Origin of the sequence: Thioalkalivibrio halophilus, assembly GCF_001995255.1 — a bacterium.
GTDB classification, from domain to species: domain Bacteria; phylum Pseudomonadota; class Gammaproteobacteria; order Ectothiorhodospirales; family Ectothiorhodospiraceae; genus Thioalkalivibrio; species Thioalkalivibrio halophilus.
The window spans coordinates 14,838-31,891 of record NZ_MUZR01000071.1 but is presented as its reverse complement, the minus strand read 5'-3'; the positions used below and the strand labels follow the sequence as shown (position 1 = coordinate 31,891).

Genomic DNA, 17,054 nt, shown 5'->3' with positions numbered 1-17,054 from the left:
GTAATGGCTGAAGGCCGGCGGCCGGTGTTCGGCGGGTGGCGGGTCCGGCGGTGCGCCCTCTGCGGGTTCCAGTTCCTCCCACAGGCGCCGGATCTCGTCTTCCAGCGCGGCGGGCAGCGGGGCGGGGGTCTGCGGCAGTGGCTTGTCCATGGGTCTCAGATTAGGGAAACACCGATCGATGTGCACGTCCGGGGCGGGCCGCCGCGACAAACAATCCGGATGATGGGACTTGACCACGGAAGATAATACAAATAACAATCGTTCTCGCTTTTATGGCGAATCAACTACAAAAACCAACCGTCTCGAGGACCAACGGCCATGCAGACCCGCCCCCTGAACTGGATCATCGGTGCCGCCGCCACGGTGGCCGTCACTCTGCCGCTTGCCGGCTGTGGCCCCGACGCCGATAACGGCGCCGCGGGCGCCGGAGAGGTCAACCTCTATTCCGCACGTCAGGAACAGCTCATCCAGCCGTTGCTGGAAGACTTCACCGACGAGACCGGGATCGAGGTCAACCTGGTGACCGGGGGTGCCGACGCTCTGCTCCAGCGGCTGCGGCAGGAAGGCCGCAATTCGCCCGCCGACGTGTTCATCACCACGGACGCCGGACGTCTGCACCAGGCTCACGCGGCCGGGGTACTCCAGGGGATCGAGAGCGAAACCCTCGAAAACAACGTCCCCGAGCGCTACCGCGACCCGGATGGCGAGTGGTTCGGCCTGTCCATGCGCGCCCGGCCCATCATGTACCACACCGACCGTGTCGACCCGTCCGAGCTGTCGACCTACGAGGCCCTGACCGACGCGCAGTGGGAAGGCCGGATCTGCATCCGTTCTTCCGACAATGTCTACAACCAGTCGCTGGTCGCCTCCATGATCGCCAGCGAGGGCGAAGATGCCGCCCAGCAATGGGTGGAAGGCATCGTGGCCAACATGGCCCGGCGTCCGCAGGGAGGTGACCGCGACCAGATCCGCGCGGCGGCCGACGGCGTGTGCGACATCGCCATCGCCAACACCTACTACCTCGGCATGATGCTGGAAGGCGAAGGGCGTGATCGCGAAGTGGCCGAGCAGATCGGGGTCTTCTGGCCCAATCAGGACGGTCGTGGCACCCACGTGAACATCTCCGGCGCGGGCGTCACGGCCCATGCCCCCAACCAGAAGAACGCGGTCCGGCTGATCGAGTACCTGACATCGGAATCGGCCCAGGAGTGGTACGCCGAAGCCAACCAGGAATACCCGATCCGTGACGATGTCCCGACCAGCGACATCCTCGCCGGTTTCGGCAACTTCGTCTCCGACGACATCGAGCTGTACATCCTGGGCGAAAACAACGCCGAGGCCGTGCGCATCATGGACCGCGGCGGCTGGCGCTGATCCCGCCTGACCCGGAGACCCCTGCAGTGCCCCGACCATGCCCTGGTCGGGGCGCTTGTGTGTGCCCCCCCGGAACGCGGCAGTGGCCGTACTCCCCGCAGACTGCGGGGGCACCCATGGAATTCGAAACAAGAACCTTTACTATTTGCACTCCATGACCGATTCCGTCACCAGCACCGGGGCACGCATGCCCGCCTTCCGCCGTCCGCGGCTGCCGCTCAGCCCGTGGTCGCTGGTGGCGGTGATCACCGCGCTGGTCCTCGCCCTGCCGGTGCTGGTGATCTTCGGACACGTATTCATCCCCGCCGGCGAGGTCTGGGAACACCTGCGCCAGACGGTGCTGGCCGACTATGTCACCAACTCCCTGGTACTGCTGGTCGGGGTGGGGATCGGCGTACTGCTCATCGGCGTGCCGGTGGCCTGGCTGATCAGCATGTGCGAGTTCCCGGGCCGCTCGGTCTTCCAGTGGGCCCTGATGCTGCCGCTGGCGATGCCCGCCTACATCATCGCGTATACCTACACCGGCATGCTCGACTTTTCCGGGCCGGTACAGGGTCTGATCCGCGAGCTGACGGGGCTGGGCTACGGCGAATACTGGTTCCCCGAGATCCGGTCGCTGGGCGGCGCAATGGTCATGCTGCTGCTGGTGCTTTACCCGTACGTTTACCTGCTCAGCCGGGCGGCCTTTCTGGAGCAGTCGGTCTGCGTGCTGGAGGTCTCGCGCACGCTGGGCGCCGGCCCCTGGGAGGGCTTTCGCCGGGTCGCACTGCCCCTGGCCCGTCCGGCGATCATCGCCGGGCTGACCCTGGCACTCATGGAGGTGCTGGCCGACTACGGGACCGTGGCCTATTTCGGTGTCAGCACGTTCACCACGGGCATCTTCCGCACCTGGTACGGGCTCGGCGACCCGGCCGCAGCCGCCCAGCTGGCGGCCGTGCTGCTGAGCTTCGTGTTCGTGCTGATCCTGCTGGAGCGCTGGTCGCGCGCAAAGGCCCGCTTCCACCACACCAGTCGCCGCTATTCCACGCTGCCGCGCTACCGCCTGCGCGGCTGGAAGGCCTCCGGCGCCTTCCTCGCCTGCCTGCTGCCGGTTCTGTTCGGCTTCCTGATCCCCACGGTGCAGCTGGCCATCTGGGCGTTCCAGACCACCGACCAGTGGATGAATCCGCGTTTCGCCGGACTGGTGTTCAACACCTTCTGGCTGGCCATCGCCGCCGCGATCATCGCGGTCGCGCTGGCCCTCGTGCTCGCCTACGCCCAGCGCATGGAGGGGGGGCGGATCACCCACGTGGCGGTCCGCATCGCCGGCATGGGCTACGCGGTACCCGGCACGGTGATCGCGATCGGCATCATGATCCCGTTCGCGGCCTTCGACAACGCGCTGGACAGTTTCATGCGCGACACCTTCGGCGTCAGCACCGGGCTGCTGCTGTCCGGCACGGTGTTCGCGCTGCTGTTCGCCTACGCCGTGCGCTTCCTCGCGGTGTCGCTGCAGACCGTCGAGGCCGGCCTGGGCAAGATCCAGCCGAGCATGGATGACGCCGCGCGTTCGCTCGGGCTGCACCCGGTCAAGACCCTGTGGCGGGTCCATATGCCGATCATGCGCGGCACGCTGCTGACCGCCCTGCTGCTGGTGTTCGTCGACGTTCTCAAGGAACTGCCGGCGACGCTGATCCTGCGTCCGTTCGACTTCAACACCCTGGCGGTGCGGGCCTTCGAGCTGGCCGGGGACGAGCGCCTGCGGGAGTCCTCCAGCGCGGCGCTCGCCATCGTGCTGGTCGGGCTGGTTCCGGTTATCCTCCTGTCGACGACCATCGGGCGCTCGCGCCCCGGCCAGGGCGCGCCGGCAGACGAACCTGCCGAGGACCCCGGCCGCCGGCCACGTTCGCGAGCACTGGCAGCGCCCGCCGGCGCCACCATGAATCCGTCCGCCGACGAAGCACAGGACCGCTGATGCAGGTACCCCATACACCGCTTCTGGATCTCGACCACATCGACATCGGCTACGACGGACAGCCCGTCGTCCACGACGCGTCACTGCAGCTTCCCGAAGGCCAGATCGGCTGCCTCCTCGGGCCCTCGGGCTGCGGCAAGACGACCCTGCTGCGCGCGATCGCCGGCTTCGAGCCGGTGATGCGCGGTGAGGTCCGCATGAACGGTCGAACGATGAGCGACCCCGGTTTCACCGTGCCTCCGGAAAAGCGCGGCGTGGGCATGGTGTTCCAGGATTTCGCCCTGTTCCCGCATCTGACGGTAGGCGACAACCTGCGCTTCGGCATCCGCCACTGGAGCCGCGCGAAGCAGGACGAACGGGTGCGACAGCTCCTGCGGCTGGTCGGCCTGATCGGCTATGAACCAGGCTATCCACACGCGCTGTCGGGGGGACAGCAACAGCGCGTCGCCCTGGCCCGTGCCCTGGCACCACGCCCGGGCCTGCTGCTTCTGGACGAACCCTTTTCCAGCATGGACGTCGAGCTGCGCGGCGAACTGGCGCGCGAGGTGCGCGAGATCCTGCGCGCGGAGAACACCACGGCGATCCTGGTAACCCACGATCAGAACGAAGCGTTCGCCTTCGCCGACCGCATCGCCGTCATCCACGAGGGGCGCATCGCCCAGCTGGACAGCGCCTACAACCTCTATCACCGGCCGGCCAACCGCTTCGTCGCGGATTTCATCGGCGAAGGCACCCTGATCCCCGGCATGGTGGAACCCGGCAATCAGGTCGACACCGCCCTGGGCCACCTGCAGGGCCCGCTTTCGGAGGACCTCGCCCCCGGCACCGCGGTCGACGTGCTGGTACGCCCGGACGACATCGCCATCGACAACGAGAACGGCGAGGTCCGCACCGAGGTCCTGGACAAGGCCTTCCGCGGTGCGGATTTCCTCTACACCCTGCGCCTGCCCGACGGCCTCAGCGTGCAGTGCATGGCACCGTCGCACGACAATTTCGTGATCGGCGAGCATGTCCGCCTGCGCCTGGATTTCTCCCATCTGGTGGTATTCTCGCGGGAAAGTGGCGTCGACTGCCCCGGCGGCTGACCCCTCCCGCTGAACACCGGGGAGCGGAACCCGCGACCCGCCTTGTCACTCGGAGAAACATGGACCGAACCTGTCGGCAACATTCGGCCGTTGCCCCGTGATCGCGTGACCCGTCATCGATGATTCTCATCCCGCCATTCGTCCGGCTGCGCCGCCTCCTCCTCGCGGCCCTGCTCGGGGCCCTGCCCCTGCTTACCTCCCCGGCAGCCGGTGACGAGCGGCCCCGCCTGGTACTGGAGGGCGGCACCGCCGAACAGCGCGACAACATCGAGGCAACCCTCGACCTTGCGCGCCAGCGCTGCGAGCTGCCCGAATTCCGCGAGAGCCGGGTGCTGCGCGACGCCGAAAGCCGCGCCCGCGACGCCCTGCGCGCCATCGGCCACTACCATCCGGAGCTGGAACTGTCGCTGGAACGCGACGCGGACCCCTGCTGGACCCTGAACCTGACCTTCGACCCCGGCCCGCCCACCACGGTCGAACGGCTGGACCTGCAGGTGGACGGGGAGGGCCGCGTGGATCCCGCGTTCGAGACCATCCTGATGCAGACGCAGATCACCACCGGGGACGTGCTGCGCCACGACCGTTACGACGCCCTGCGCGCACGCTTTACCCGGGTCGCGGCCGAACGCGGCTATTTCGAGGCCGAGTTCACGCTGCGCCGACTGGAGGTCGATACCGACGAACGCACGGCCGCCATCCGCCTGCACATGGACACCGGGCCGCGCTATGAGCTCGGCGAGATCACCATCGAACAGGACATCCTGCGCGGGCGTTTCATGCAGCGTCTGCTGCCGTTCGAACCCGGGGAGCCCTATGCCTCCGCACGAATCATCGAACTGCAGCGCAATCTCAACAACAGCGGCTATTTCGAATCGGTGCGCGTGCGCCCGCTGCGTGACGAGGCCGAGGAGCGCCGGGTACCGGTGATGGTCGAACTGGAGCCGCGCAACCGCCTGGCCTTCGAGGCCGGCATCGGCTATTCCACCGACATCGGCCCGCGCACCCGCTTCGGCATGGAAAACCGCTATGCCAACCGGCGCGGACATCGCTATACCGGCGAGGTGGAGGCCTCGCCGGTACGTTCCGGCGTGGCCTTCAATTACGAGATCCCGCTGCGCGACCCGCTGCGCGAACGCCTGAACCTGTTCACCTCGTGGCGGACCGAGGACACCGGCACTCAGGAATACGACCGCTTCCAGCTGGGTACCAGCCGGGTGCTGCAACGCGATTCCGGGTGGCAGACCACGGAGATGCTGCGCTACGAATACGAGGACTTCACCGTCGGCGACCAGACCGACACCTCGAAGCTGCTGATCCCGTCGTATCGCGTGAGCCGCACCGAGGCCGACGACCCGATGACCCCGCGCCGGGGCTACCGCCTGGAGGGCACGGTCCAGGGGGCCGCGGAGGAACTCCTCTCCACCACCAGCTTCGCCCAGGTGCGCGGCAACGCCCGCTACATCCGCGGTCTGGGACCGGGACGCGCGCTGCTGCGCGCCGATGCCGGCTATACCGAGGTCGATTCGGTGCGCGAACTGCCCAGTTCCCTGCGCTTCTTCGCCGGGGGCGACGGTTCCATCCGCGGCTACGGCTATCAGAAACTGGGGCCGAAGAACGACGACGGCGACATCATCGGCGGGCGACACCGCCTGGTAGGCAGTGCCGAGTACGAGATCCCGGTGGTCGGTGACTGGAGCGCGGCGATCTTCGTGGATGCCGGCAACGCATTCGATGACTTCTCCGACTTCGACACGGTATACGGCGGCGGGATCGGCGTGCGCTGGCGCTCGCCGGTGGGTCCGATCCGTCTCGATCTGGCCCACGGACCGGATTCGGACGACGACTTCCGCATTCACTTTTCCATGGGGCCGGACCTTTGAGCCGCTGGCTGCGCATCGGCACCCGCGCGACCGGCATACTGGTCCTCCTGCTGCTCGGCGTGCTCTCCGGCCTCGCCGCCCTGCTGTCCAGCGAATCCGGGACGCGCTGGCTGGCCGAACAGGCCGAACGCCACGCCCCGGTAGATCTGAGCATCGCGGAAGTCGAGGGTACGCTGTTCCGGGGGTTCGCCGTGCGCGGGCTCTCGCTCGAACTGCCGGAAGGACCCTCGATCGCGGTCGACGAGGCACGGGTGGCGCTGGACCCGGCGGGACTGCTCGCCCTCGATCTGCGCCTCGGCGAACTCCGTGCGCGCGGGGTGCGGGTGGATCTGCCCGAGGCACCGGATGACGAGGCGGACGCACCCGGGGAACTCCCCCTGCCCCTGGAACTGCCCGACCGCATCCGGATCCCGCTGCTGGGCGTCCACCTCGACCGGGTGCATCTGACCGACTTCCGGGTCACGCGCGCCGGCGAGGAACTGTTTGCGATGACACGCATGCAGGCGCGACTGAGCGCGCGCGGCACCCGCTTCCACCTCCACCACCTGGACCTGGCCCTGCCGGAACCGGAACTCGAACTGAGCCTGCATGCCCGGCTGCGGGCCCGCGGTGACTATCCGCTGGAGGCCGGAGGCCGGTGGTTACTGCGGCTCCCCGATGCAGCCGGCGAACTGCTGGAGCGTGACGATGCCCGGGGCTCGCTGACGCTCGAGGGCGAACTGCTGCAAAGCCTGCACCTCGACCACGTGGTCGAGGCCGGCCCGCGCATGGAGACCCGCGCGACCCTCCACCGCGCCCTCGCGGATCCGATGCTGGAGCTGGAGCATGCGTGGGAAGCCTTCGAGCTGGTGCCGGATCCCGAGACCCGGCTGGCCATCGATGCCGGCCGGCTGCGTGCCAGCGCCACGCCGGACGAATGGGACCTGGATCTGACCGCCGGCGCGCGCATGGAACCCTGGCCCGCACTGGACCTGCTGCTCGCGGCGCACGGCGACCTGGAATCCGCCCGCCTGGAGACCCTGGCTCTGCGCTCCGCGGCGGGGAACCTCACTGTCAGGGGCGACGCGGGGTTCGCCGATGACCTCACCTGGGACCTCGGTCTGGACCTCGACGCGCTCGACCTCGCGGCGCTGGAAACGGCACTGGACGACATGCCGGAGCTGGATGCCGGAATCCGGCGCCTGAGCGCGAGCAGCCGGGGACGCCTGCCGCTGGCGGCTGAGAATCCGCTGGCCGCGCTGGAGGCCGCCGTCACCCTCACCGAGCTGGACGGCCATTTCGAAGACCAGCCGCTGACCGGCGAGCTGGACCTGCTGCTGGCCGAAGGCCGCGCCCGCTTCGAGCGGGGAAGCTTCGCGCTGGGCGATGCCCGCCTGAGCCTGCAGGGGCACCTGGACGGGCTGCAGGCGGCGGCCGATGATCCCGAGACCCGCTGGCCGTTCGCCCTGGACCTCGACCTCGAGGGAGTGGATGCGGCGCAGTTCCGGCCCGATGCCGATGCCCGGCTGGACCGCCTGCGGCTCGCCCTGACCGGCGCCCTGGCACCGGCCGAGGCCGATTTCGATGCCGGCCTGGCGCTGACCGCGCTGGAGGCGAGCGCACAGGGGGTCGGGGTGCGCGGCGACGGCCGCGTGGAGCTGGACGCCCAGCGCGCCCGCATCCGTGAGCTCAACCTGCGCAGCGACCCCGGAGCGCACCTGGGCCTGAGCGGCGAGGTGGGCTACGGCGCCGGCCTGGACTGGGACCTCGACCTGCGCGCGCGCGAGCTCGATCCCGGCCTGGCCGCCCCCGATTTCCCCGGGCGCCTTGCCCTGGACCTGCACACCGCGGGCCGGCTGGACCCGGAAGACGGACCGACGGTGGAGGCCCGCATCCGCCGGCTCGACGGCCATCTGCGCGAGCAGCCGGTGTCCGGGAGCGGCGAACTGCGCCTGGAAGACGAGATCCTCGACATCCGCGAGCTCGTACTCGGGCTGGGGGACAACCGGGCCCGGATCGCGGGGCGCGTGGCCGACACCCTGGACCTGGACCTCGCGCTGCAGGCACCCGGGCTGGACGCCCTGATGCCGGGACTGGGTGGCGAACTCGAGCTGGATGCCCGCCTGCATGGCGAACGCGAGGCGCCGCGGATCACCGCCCGCGGCCGCGGCGCGCAACTGCGTTACGAGGACTTCGCCCTGGAACGGCTGGAACTGGAGGCGGACACCGGGCTCGCGGAAACCGCCCCGGCCGAGATCGACCTGAGCCTGCACGGGGTCGCGAGCGCGGGGCAAACCCTGATCGAACGCCTGCGGCTGAGCGCCGATGGCACCGCCGGCGAGCATCGGGCGCGGCTGGATCTGGAGGCCGCCGAATTCGGCCAGCTGGAGCTGGCCGTGGATGGCGGTCTGGACACCGAAGCGCTGCACTGGAAGGGTCGCATCCAGCAGCTCACGCTCGACCAGCCGCTCGCCGGACGCTGGTCACTGGCGGGGCCGGTGGCGGTGGAAGGCGGTCCCGAGTCGGCGCGCCTGGAACGGCTGTGCCTGCAACGCGACGGCGGCGAGATCTGCGCCGAAGGCCGCCTGGAGCCCTCCGGGGAGGCGAGCTTCGCCACCCGCCTGGGAGCCATCGACCTGGCCTGGCTGCAACCGCTGCTGCCCCCGGAACTGGCCCTGCAGGGCACCGTGGATGCGGAGGCCGACGGGCGTCTGGACGCCGACGGCCGGCTGGATGCGGATCTCGCCGTCACCCCGAGCGATGGCGTTTTGCAGGTACGCGACGGCGACGACCTCCTGCAGGAGGTCCCGTGGCGGGACACCCGACTGACGGCCCGGGTGCGCGACCGGGACGTGGATGCCGCGCTGCGCCTGGACTTCCTCGACAACGGCATGGCCCGGGCCGATATCGCCCTGCGCGAGGAAGACGGGGTGACGGGCATTCAGGGCGACCTGGAGGCGCGCCTGGAGGATCTTGCCTGGCTCGCGGCCACCAGCCCGGAGATCGAGAACCTGCGCGGCGCGTTCGAGCTGGCGCTGGGACTGGACGGGCCGCTGCAGGACCCGCTGGTGGAAGGCGGACTGCGCTTCCACGATGGCGGGGTCACGATCCCCGAGGCGGGCATCGACGTGGCGATCCCGGAACTGCGCGCCGATGTCCTGTCCGCGCGCGAGATGACCATCAGCGGGGCACTGGAGTCCGGCGAGGGCCGGATCGACCTCGACGGCCGCGCCGATCTCGGCGAGGACGGCCCGCAGGTCCTGCTGCGGGTCGACGGGGAAGACTTCCTGGCGGTCAACCGCGCCGATGCCGAGGCCCTGATCGATCCGGCCCTGCGCATCCGCTTCCGCCCGGACGAGGGCCTGGCGATCCGTGGCGGCATCAGCGTGCCGCGCGCCCGCCTGCGCCCGCCCGACCTGCCGCCGGGCGCGGTGCGGGTATCGGGCGACCAGGTCATCGTCGGTGAGGAAGAGGAGCGTACGGCGGCGTTTCCCATCGATATCCGCGTGCGCCTGCATCTGGGCGATGACGTACGCTTCGACGGCTTCGGCCTGACGGCCCGCTTTGCCGGTGAAGTGGATGTGGAACAGGTCACCGGACGCCCGACGCAGATGTTCGGCGAGATCCGCATCCCCGAGGGCGAATACACCTCCTACGGCCAGGACCTGCAGATCGACCGCGGCATCCTGCTGTTCCAGGGACCGCCGGAGGCGCCCGATCTCGACCTGCGTGCGGTACGCCGGGTGCCCGAATACAACGTGACCGTGGGCCTGGAGATCGGCGGCACCCCGGATGCCCTGCGCAGCCGGATCTTCTCCGAACCGCCGATGGACGAGACCGAGGCCCTGTCCTACCTGCTGACCGGCCGGCCGCTGTCCGGGGCATCGGAATCCGACGGCAACCTGCTGGCCGCCGCAGCCGCCGGCTGGGGCCTGGAACAGGGGGCGATGATCACCCAGCGCATCGGCTCGGAGCTGGGCCTGGACGAAGTGGAGCTGGACACCGATGGCGGCCTCGACCAGAGCGCGCTGACCCTGGGGCTCTACCTGTCGCCACGGCTCCTGCTGCGGTATACGGTCGGGCTGTTCGACAACACCTCGCGGGTACTGTTGCGCTATGAACTGACCCGTTCGCTGAGCGTGGAGACCTCCTCGGGCAGCGAGGGCCAGGCGATCGACCTCATCTACCGCCACGAGCGCTGACACCGCGGCCACAGGAGCAAAAAAACCCCCGGTCGCAAAACACGACCGGGGGTTCGAGTCTCCGCTACGGTGCGGTCCGGATCAGTCGACCCGGCGCTCCACGTCGGAGGTCACTTCCACGCGACGGTTGGCCTCGCGGCCTTCGCGGGTGGAGTTGTCCGCGGTGGGACGGTCTTCGCCATGACCCATGGACTCGATGTCGCTCTCGCGGATGCCCTCGGAAGCGAGGAAGTCCGCCACGCTCTGCGCGCGACGCTCGGACAGGCCCTGGTTGTAATCGGCCGGACCGATGGTGCAGGTGTGACCCTCGACCAGCACGGAGGTGTACGAGGCACCTTCGGCCGTCAGGTCGGCCACCAGGTCACGCAGCTCGGAACGGCCTTCGGAACGCAGCTCGGCGCTGTCGAATTCGAACAGCACTTCGGCGCTCAGGGTCGTGGTTTCGAATTCCGGCTCGGGGCTCGGGGCCGGAGCGGGTTCCGGATCCGGCTCGGGCGCTTCGGCGGTTTCTTCGATGTAGCCGGCGCACTGCGAATGGCGCACGTACTCGGGCGCCCAGCTCGAGGTGCGCACGCACTCGCCGGAACCGTCGATGACCACGGCACCGGAGGAGTCGGTGACATTGGCGGCGGGGTTGGAGTGGCTGCCCGCCACGGCCTGGCCGGCCGCGCCGAACATGAGTGAGGCCACCGAGGCGGCCAGCAGGTTCTTGACAAGCTTCTGATTCATTCTTTGCCTCCTTGGAGAAACGATGACGACGGATTGCGGGAATTCAGGAAGCGACGCCTGCACACCGATCCCGGCCCTATCCGGACGGAAGGACGGCTCACGGCCCGGACCTTCCACATCGCCTTGATAGTGGCACACCATTCACGGTTTTGCACGCAATCAAGCGTGGATTCTGTCTCGATGTCACAACGCTGTGCCGTACATGAGACATTTTGACGGCGCCTCCATCAAAAAGACCCCGCCGAAGCGGGGTCCCGAGGGCTGACCGGTGAGGCCGGGCCGGCATTACATCATGCCGCCCATGCCTCCCATTCCGCCCATGCCACCCATGGCGCCCATGTCGTCACCGCCGCCACCGCCGGCGTTGTCGTCGCTCTTCGGCAGATCGGCCACCATCGCCTCGGTGGTGATGATCAGGGCCGCGACCGATGCCGCGTTCTGCAGCGCCGAACGGGTCACCTTGGTCGGATCCAGGATGCCCATCTCGATCATGTCGCCGAACTCGCTGGTTGCGGCGTTGTAGCCGTAGTTGCCCTCGCCTTCCAGCACCTGGTTGAGGACCACGGACGGCTCGTCACCGGTGTTGTAGACGATCTGGCGCAGCGGCTCTTCCATCGCGCGGCGGGCGATGTTGATGCCGGCGTTCTGCTCCTCGTTGTCGGTCTTGAGCTCGCGGATGGCGTTGCAGGCCCGCAGCAGCGCGGTACCACCGCCGGGCACCACGCCTTCCTCGACGGCCGCACGCGTGGCGTGCAGGGCGTCCTCGACGCGCGCCTTCTTCTCCTTCATCTCGACCTCGGTGGCCGCACCGACCTTGATCACCGCAACACCGCCGGCCAGCTTGGCCACGCGTTCCTGCAGCTTTTCCTTGTCGTAGTCGGAGGTAGCTTCGTCGATCTGCTTGCGGATCTGGCCGACACGACCCTGGATGTCGTCGTTGTTGCCCATGCCGTCGATGATAGTGGTGTTTTCCTTGGACACCTGCACCTTCTTGGCGCGGCCCAGGTCTTCCACCGTGGCCTTCTCCAGCGACAGACCGACCTCTTCGGAGATCACCTGACCACCGGTCAGAACGGCGATGTCCTGCAGCATGGCCTTGCGGCGGTCACCGAAGCCGGGCGCCTTCACGGCGGCGACCTTGACGATACCGCGCATGGAGTTCACCACCAGCGTGGCCAGGGCCTCGCCCTCGATGTCCTCGGCGATGATCAGCAGCGGCTTGCTGTTCTGGGCGACGCCTTCCAGCACCGGCAGCAGCTCGCGAATGTTGGAGATCTTCTTGTCGACCAGCAGGATGTAGGCATCATCCAGCTCGGCGCTCATGCTCTGCTGGTTGTTGACGAAGTACGGGGACAGGTAGCCGCGGTCGAACTGCATGCCCTCGACCACATCCAGTTCGTTCTCCAGCGAGGAGCCTTCCTCGACCGTGATCACGCCTTCCTTGCCAACCTTGTCCATCGCGTCGGCGATGATCTCGCCCACAGCGGTGTCGGAGTTGGCGGAGATGGAACCGACCTGGGCCACGGCCTTGTGCTCGGTGCACGGCTTGGAGAGCTTCTTCATCTCCTCGGTGGCGGAGGTCACGGCCTTCTCGATGCCCCGCTTCAGGTCCATCGGGTTCATGCCGGCGGTCACGGCCTTCATGCCTTCGTGCACGATGGACTGGGCCAGCACGGTCGCGGTGGTGGTGCCGTCACCGGCGCTGTCGGAGGTCTGCGAGGAGACTTCCTTGACCAGTTGCGCGCCCATGTTCTCGAACTTGTCTTCCAGCTCGATTTCCTTGGCCACGGACACGCCGTCCTTGGTCACGGTCGGGGCGCCAAAGGCCTTGTCGAGCACCACGTTGCGGCCCTTCGGACCGAGGGTGACCTTCACGGCGTTGGCGAGGGTGTTCACACCCTTGGCCATGCGGGTACGGGCATCGTTGCCAAAGCGGACTTCTTTTGCACTCATGTCGGATTCTGCTCCTGAAATTGAATAAAACTACGTGACGCGAATGCGGGCTCAGCCCTCGATGACGGCCATGATGTCGTCTTCGCGCATCACCAGGACTTCTTCGCCGTCGACCTTGACCTCGGTGCCGGAGTACTTGCCGAACAGCACCTTGTCGCCGGCCTTGATGTCCAGCGCGCGCTTCTCGCCGTTGTCCAGGATCTTGCCGTTGCCCACGGCCACGACTTCGCCGCGGATCGGCTTTTCGGCCGCCGAATCCGGGATCACGATGCCGCCGGGCGTGGTGCGTTCTTCTTCCATGCGCTTCACAATCACGCGATCGTGCAAAGGCCGCAGATTCATGGTGGAAACTCCTTTCTGTCTGTCGATAACAGGGGTCTGAGGGAACCGGATGGATGCCCTGTTAGCAGCCACCCGTAACGAGTGCTAATAATAGGGGCGAACGAACACGAGTCAAGAGCACGGAAACGCGACCGGAAGGGGGTCAGCGACGCCGATCGTCGTCGCCGGAATCGTGATCGAGCACGTCGCGGCCGCCGGCCTCTTCATCGTGCCGGCGGAACTCGCCCTCGATCGGGCCGCCGGCGTCATGACCGGGCCCCTGGAACGGGCCGGTCCGCGCCCGCACCAGACCGCGGCGCAGGATGCCCGCGGCAAGCAACCGGCGCAGTGGTGGCACCAGCAGCACTGCGCCGGCCGCATCGGAGAAGAACCCCGGGACCAGCAGCAGCACCGCGGCCGCCATCAGCAGCCAGCCCTCCAGCAGGCCGCGCGCGGGGACCTCGCCGCGCGCCAGACTCTGCTGCAGCCGCCGCCAGTGATAGAAACCCTGCACCCGGAACAGCACGATCCCGCCGGCCGCGGTCGCCACCACCAGCGCCACCGTGGCGAGCGCACCGACGGCTTCTCCGACCCAGGCGAACCCGAAGATCTCGAGCAGGATGAAACCGAGAAAGACCAGCAGCGGAAAAAGCGGATTGCGCATCGTGAGGAGGGTGTCAGCGGACAGGACGTCATTGGACCACGCCGCGGGTGCAAGTGTCGATCGAGCGCGCACCCTGCTCGCCGTTCCCTTGCTCGAGAAACGGAATTTCTCCACCCTCCCCGGCGTCATAAGGACAAGACACGACCCCAGTGAACGGAGGCCACATGACACGCACGCCGCTACACCATCGACTCATCACGGCCCTGCTGCTCACCCTTGCGTTCATGCTGGCCGGAACGGCCGTCGCCCAGGAAGACCCGCGTGATCCGGAAGAACACTTCTTCCAGCCGACCTTCGGTGATTTCCAGGAGGAACTGGAACTTGCCCGCGAGGAAGGCAAGAAGGGCATCCTGATCTTCTTCGAGATGGACGCCTGTCCTTTCTGTCACCGCATGAAGAACCAGGTGCTCAATCAGCCGCAGGTGCAGGACTACTACCGCGAGCACTTCGCCATCTTCACCGTGGACATCGAAGGCGACGTCGAGATCACCAACTTCGACGGCGAGACCCGGCGGATGGCCGATTTCGCCACGCGCGATTTCCGCGTGCGCGCCACGCCGGTCTTTCAGTTCTTCGACCTGGACGGCGAACCGATCCACCGCTTTACCGGGGCCACCCGCGATGCGGACGAATTCCTGACCCTGGGGCGCTTTGTCGCCGAGGGACACCACGAAGAAACCAACTTCAATCGCTTCCGCCGCGAGCAGCGCGGCCGCTGAACGCAAAGGAGCGGACATGACTCCTCGTCTCCCTGTCCGGGGGCGCCGTGCCGGCGCCCTCCTGACGGCGTGCCTCGTGCTGGCCGTCGGCACGGGCGGTCCCGCGTCGGCCGAGGTGGTGCCGGACATCGAGCCGCTGCCCCAGCCCCTGCGGCTGCAGCATGCCATCGAGGCGGTGAATGCGATGCACCCCCGCGTGCAGCAGGCCCGCGCCCGACGCGAAGCGGCCGAAGCGGAGCTGGAAGCCACGCGCGCCGACCGTGACCTGCGCGTGGACGCGCGTCTGGAAGCCCGCTGGATCGAGCCCAACGACAACATCGCCGACGACCGCAACAACGACTCGCGTGCGACCCTGGTCGCGCGCAAGCTGCTGAGCGACTTCGGCCACTCCCGGGCGCGCGAGGAGGCCGGGGCCAGCGCGCTGGAGGCCGCGCGCCAGGAGGAGTGGCTGGCGTTCGCCCGGCACCGCCTGGAGGTCCTGGAGCGCTATTTCGATGTGGTCCTGGCCGATCTCGCATTCGCCCGCGACACCGAGGCCATGGCCGCGGCCTTCGTCACGCTGGAGCGTCTGGAAGAACGCAACGAGATGGGTCAGGTCTCGGACATCGAGCTGTTCGAGGCGGAAGCGGACTACCAGGAGCACTTCACCCAGCGGCAACGCTCGCTGTACCGCCAGCAGCGCAGTCGCGCGGAGCTGGCCGAGGCCCTGCATCACCGCGGACGCCCGCCGGCCAACGTCCTCGGTCCGCCGCTGCCGCTGGACCTGCCCGAGCTTCCGGAGCTGCGCAGCCTGCTGGCGGACCTGGAGTCCGGCAGCCCGGCCCTGGCCGCCGAGCGCCAGCGGGTCGAGGCCGCCACCGGCCGCGTGCAGGCGGCCCGCAGTGAAAGCCGCCCCCGACTGTATGCCGAGGCCGAGACCGGCTACTGGAACAAGGAGTTCGGCGGAGACCGCAACCCCTTCGCCGCCGCGCTGGTACTGGAGGTCCCGCTGTTCGAGGGGCGCCGCGGCGATGCCCGCGTCGGCCGCGCGGTGGCCCAGCGCCGGGAAGCCGAGGCCGAACGCGACCACGCCATGATCCGGGCCCGCAACCGGGTACGCGAACTCGTGCACGAAATCCGGACCCTGGAGGTACAGCGGGACGAGGCGCTGGCACGCATGGACTACCGCGACCTCTACATCAGCCGCGCGCGCTATCTCTATCAGATGGAAGACGAGGCCGATCTCGGCGACTCCATGGTCCAGCAGAGCGCAGCCGCGCATTTCAATGCCCGCACCGAATTCGAGCTGGCCCTCGCCTACGAACGCCTTGCCCTGCTGACCGGCCGCGAAGACCTGAGTCCGTTCGCCGCCGACGCCACCGCCTTTGGAGGGACCCCATGAACACCCGTATTCACCCCATCCCGCACACCACCCGGCGAGCGATCGGCGCGAGCCTCGCGCTCTTGTTGCTGAGCCCGGCCGCGGGCGCCCAGACTGTGGACGCGGAGCTCGCCTGGAGCGAGCAGTACCGGATCACCGCGCCCGTCGCGGGCCAGGTCCGGGAGATCGGGGTCCGGCCCGGCGACCGGGTGATGGAAGATGACACCCTGTTCCGCATCGACGATCGCCGGGCCCGTGCGGAACTGTCCGCAGCGCAGGCCGAGGTCGAACGCCTGGAGCTGGAAGCCTCGGAAACCGAACGCGAACTGCGCAAGGCCCGCGACCTGTACGACCAGACCCTGATCGCCGAGCGCGAACTGGAACTGGCCCGAATCGACCACACCGCGGCCGAATCGCGCCTGACCGAGGCCCGTGCCCGGGTCCGCCAGGCCCGCGCGGACTTGCACGACACCGAGATCGCCGCGCCCGGAGAGGGCCGCGTGCTGCGCCTGGACGTCACCCGCAACGAATACGTGAACCCCGCGCTGGTTCCGCCGGTTCTCGCGGTGATCGGACGCGACGATCCGATGCATGCACGCGGCCGCGTGGACGCGGATACCGCCGCACGCCTGGAACCCGGGCACCCGGTTACGGTCATCCTGAACGACACCCGCGTCGACGGCCGGGTGGTGCACGTGGACTGGGAGCGCAGCGGCGAAGAGGACGACCCCGCCTATCGTCTGCGGGTCGAGTTCACGCCCCCGGATGGCCTCGCCCCGCGGGCGGACCAGGCGGCACGGATCGAACTCGGCCTGGAATGAGCATCCGGACTGA

12 protein-coding genes are annotated in these 17,054 nt (G+C 68.4%); 8 read left to right on the top strand and 4 right to left on the bottom strand.

Going from position 1 to position 17,054, the window contains the following annotated elements; all coding sequences use genetic code 11:
• The first annotated feature begins 318 nt into the window (after positions 1-318).
• From B1A74_RS13500 to B1A74_RS13480, 5 genes are all read left to right on the top strand, one after another.
• A complete protein-coding gene (locus tag B1A74_RS13500) occupies positions 319-1,374 on the top strand; it encodes a Fe(3+) ABC transporter substrate-binding protein (protein WP_077244932.1) in 1,056 nt (351 codons plus the stop codon).
• Between the two features lie 154 nt (positions 1,375-1,528).
• On the top strand, positions 1,529-3,328 hold the full coding sequence (locus B1A74_RS13495; RefSeq protein ID WP_077244931.1) for an ABC transporter permease: 1,800 nt from the start codon (positions 1,529-1,531) through the stop codon (positions 3,326-3,328).
• Complete coding sequence (locus B1A74_RS13490) at positions 3,328-4,413, top strand: ABC transporter ATP-binding protein (protein ID WP_018947479.1); 1,086 nt, start codon at positions 3,328-3,330, stop codon at positions 4,411-4,413. The genes B1A74_RS13495 and B1A74_RS13490 overlap by 1 nt, the downstream gene beginning before the upstream one ends.
• A 119-nt stretch (positions 4,414-4,532) precedes the next feature.
• Positions 4,533-6,293, top strand: coding sequence for an autotransporter assembly complex protein TamA (locus B1A74_RS13485; RefSeq protein ID WP_244269232.1), 1,761 nt, complete (start codon positions 4,533-4,535; stop codon positions 6,291-6,293).
• Entirely contained in the window at positions 6,290-10,474 is a 4,185-nt protein-coding gene (locus tag B1A74_RS13480; protein WP_077244930.1) for a translocation/assembly module TamB domain-containing protein, read from the top strand. Before B1A74_RS13485 ends, B1A74_RS13480 begins: the two co-directional genes overlap by 4 nt.
• Before the next feature lie 81 nt (positions 10,475-10,555).
• On the opposite strand, the gene B1A74_RS13475 is transcribed toward B1A74_RS13480, so the two are convergent.
• The 4 genes from B1A74_RS13475 to B1A74_RS13460 form a co-directional block, all read right to left on the bottom strand.
• Positions 10,556-11,203: an OmpA family protein gene (locus tag B1A74_RS13475; protein WP_024328265.1), complete on the bottom strand. Its 648-nt coding sequence runs from the start codon at positions 11,201-11,203 to the stop codon at positions 10,556-10,558.
• A 285-nt stretch (positions 11,204-11,488) separates the two neighbouring features.
• Positions 11,489-13,156, bottom strand: coding sequence for a chaperonin GroEL (gene groL / locus B1A74_RS13470; protein ID WP_024328266.1), 1,668 nt, complete (start codon positions 13,154-13,156; stop codon positions 11,489-11,491).
• A gap of 51 nt (positions 13,157-13,207) precedes the next feature.
• A complete protein-coding gene (gene groES / locus B1A74_RS13465; RefSeq protein WP_018947484.1) occupies positions 13,208-13,498 on the bottom strand; it encodes a co-chaperone GroES in 291 nt (96 codons plus the stop codon).
• A gap of 142 nt (positions 13,499-13,640) precedes the next feature.
• Entirely contained in the window at positions 13,641-14,141 is a 501-nt protein-coding gene (locus B1A74_RS13460; protein WP_077244929.1) for an FxsA family protein, read from the bottom strand.
• 164 nt (positions 14,142-14,305) lie between these two features.
• On the opposite strand from B1A74_RS13460, the gene B1A74_RS13455 reads away from it, so the two are divergent.
• The 3 genes from B1A74_RS13455 to B1A74_RS13445 all read left to right on the top strand — a co-directional run bounded on the left by B1A74_RS13455 (position 14,306) and on the right by B1A74_RS13445 (position 17,041).
• The gene (locus tag B1A74_RS13455) at positions 14,306-14,860 is read left to right on the top strand and encodes a thioredoxin family protein (RefSeq protein ID WP_077244928.1); all 555 of its coding nucleotides are present in this window, start codon (positions 14,306-14,308) and stop codon (positions 14,858-14,860) included.
• 76 nt (positions 14,861-14,936) lie between these two features.
• On the top strand, positions 14,937-16,241 hold the full coding sequence (locus B1A74_RS13450) for a TolC family protein (protein WP_077244927.1): 1,305 nt from the start codon (positions 14,937-14,939) through the stop codon (positions 16,239-16,241).
• Positions 16,238-17,041: an efflux RND transporter periplasmic adaptor subunit gene (locus tag B1A74_RS13445; protein WP_018947488.1), complete on the top strand. Its 804-nt coding sequence runs from the start codon at positions 16,238-16,240 to the stop codon at positions 17,039-17,041. The genes B1A74_RS13450 and B1A74_RS13445 overlap by 4 nt, the downstream gene beginning before the upstream one ends.
• Positions 17,042-17,054 lie beyond the last annotated feature (13 nt).

Bases quoted from the DNA above. Each gene is read 5' to 3' on its own strand.
- B1A74_RS13500 (WP_077244932.1), top strand. From the start codon at position 319: ATGCAGACCCGCCCCCTGAACTGGATCATCGGTGCCGCCGCCACGGTG.
- B1A74_RS13495 (WP_077244931.1), top strand. From the start codon at position 1,529: ATGACCGATTCCGTCACCAGCACCGGGGCACGCATGCCCGCCTTCCGC.
- B1A74_RS13490 (WP_018947479.1), top strand. From the start codon at position 3,328: ATGCAGGTACCCCATACACCGCTTCTGGATCTCGACCACATCGACATC.
- B1A74_RS13485 (WP_244269232.1), top strand. From the start codon at position 4,533: ATGATTCTCATCCCGCCATTCGTCCGGCTGCGCCGCCTCCTCCTCGCG.
- B1A74_RS13475 (WP_024328265.1), bottom strand. From the start codon at position 11,203: ATGAATCAGAAGCTTGTCAAGAACCTGCTGGCCGCCTCGGTGGCCTCA.
- groL (WP_024328266.1), bottom strand. From the start codon at position 13,156: ATGAGTGCAAAAGAAGTCCGCTTTGGCAACGATGCCCGTACCCGCATG.
- groES (WP_018947484.1), bottom strand. From the start codon at position 13,498: ATGAATCTGCGGCCTTTGCACGATCGCGTGATTGTGAAGCGCATGGAA.
- B1A74_RS13460 (WP_077244929.1), bottom strand. From the start codon at position 14,141: ATGCGCAATCCGCTTTTTCCGCTGCTGGTCTTTCTCGGTTTCATCCTG.
- B1A74_RS13455 (WP_077244928.1), top strand. From the start codon at position 14,306: ATGACACGCACGCCGCTACACCATCGACTCATCACGGCCCTGCTGCTC.
- B1A74_RS13445 (WP_018947488.1), top strand. From the start codon at position 16,238: ATGAACACCCGTATTCACCCCATCCCGCACACCACCCGGCGAGCGATC.